This is a genomic window from Mesorhizobium sp. B1-1-5 (assembly GCF_006443065.1).
Lineage (GTDB): Bacteria > Pseudomonadota > Alphaproteobacteria > Rhizobiales > Rhizobiaceae > Mesorhizobium.
The window spans coordinates 1-1,063 of sequence record NZ_VFWS01000629.1; the positions used below are offsets into that span (position 1 = coordinate 1).

At 63.3% G+C, this 1,063-nt stretch carries 2 protein-coding genes; both read left to right on the top strand.

Going from position 1 to position 1,063, the window contains the following annotated elements; all coding sequences use genetic code 11:
• The coding region (locus FJ980_RS33910) for a hypothetical protein (RefSeq protein WP_140547701.1) at nt 1–414 on the top strand (414 nt) is incomplete at its 5' end.
• Nucleotides 415–650: 236 nt separating this feature from the next.
• On the top strand, nt 651–1,019 hold the full coding sequence (locus FJ980_RS33915; protein ID WP_140547702.1) for a hypothetical protein: 369 nt from the start codon (nt 651–653) through the stop codon (nt 1,017–1,019).
• Nucleotides 1,020–1,063: the final 44 nt, after the last annotated feature.

A 1,063-nucleotide genomic window follows, 5' to 3' on the forward strand; every position in this document is an offset into this window, starting at 1 on the left:
GCCCAGGACGTATCCTGCAGCTGCGCTGCCGCCTATCGCGGCCCGGCGAGTGCGATTGGATCCATTCGTTCCGCCGATGGCGACGTGATGGTCTCGCAGTCGGTCGGCTATGGTCCTGCAAAGGCGGGGAGCACTCTCGGCCTTGGCAGTCGGGTGGTAGTCGGTACCAAGGGTTCGGCATCCGTACTTGTTGGCGGCTGCAACATGAATGTACCTGCGAATTCCAGTCTGGATGTTTCACGCGTGGGCGGCAACATCTGTCTGAAACTCGTGGGTTCAGAACGGACGGCGGCCAGCCAGCCGTCCGGTGGCACAAGTGGGGTTGGCCTGCCCGAAGGGATTTTCGCCGGTGCGCTTGTCACCAGCGGTGTGTTGGCGGCGACGCAGGATGACGACAAAGCCGTCAGTCGCTGAGGGGCGGACCACCGTGAGTGCTGGTGAGTTCTTTGAGTGTTGTTGATCGAAGGGGTGCGTAAGCGATCCGTTCCGGGGGCGGGTCGTTGGTTCGAAGGGGGGTAGAAATGCCCGGGCATCATCGGGTTGGGGTTGTCTTAGCTTTTATCACTCTCGCCGGGGGAGGTGCCTGGTTTACAGCGTCTGATGCTGTTGCCCAGTCGGCACAGACATGTTCGTGCCTGGCCGCTGCGCCCGTGTCTGGCATTGTCGGCCAGTTCACCCAAGTCCGGGGTGATGTGCAGATGTCGCAGGCCGGCGGTTACGCCGGGGTGGGCGCGGGAGCGCCGATTTATCCAGGCGCGCGCATCATGACCGGGCCGCAAGCATCGGCTTCTTTGGCCATCGGCGCCAATTGCGCGCTTGATGTTCCGGCCAACGCGACCGTCAGCATCGATCCGGTGCAAGGCGGTATGTGCGTCTCGCTTGATGCGCAGGAAGCTGCTACCGGACCTGCCAATTCCGGGCCCGGCATTTTGCCGGTGCTGTTGGGCGCCGGCGCGGTTGGTGGCGGTGCCGCACTGGCTATTGGATTACAGGATGACGACGACGCAGTCAGCCGCTAGGCAAGGTCTGGTCTCGCCGGTTTGCGCAAGCTCGGGCGCGATAG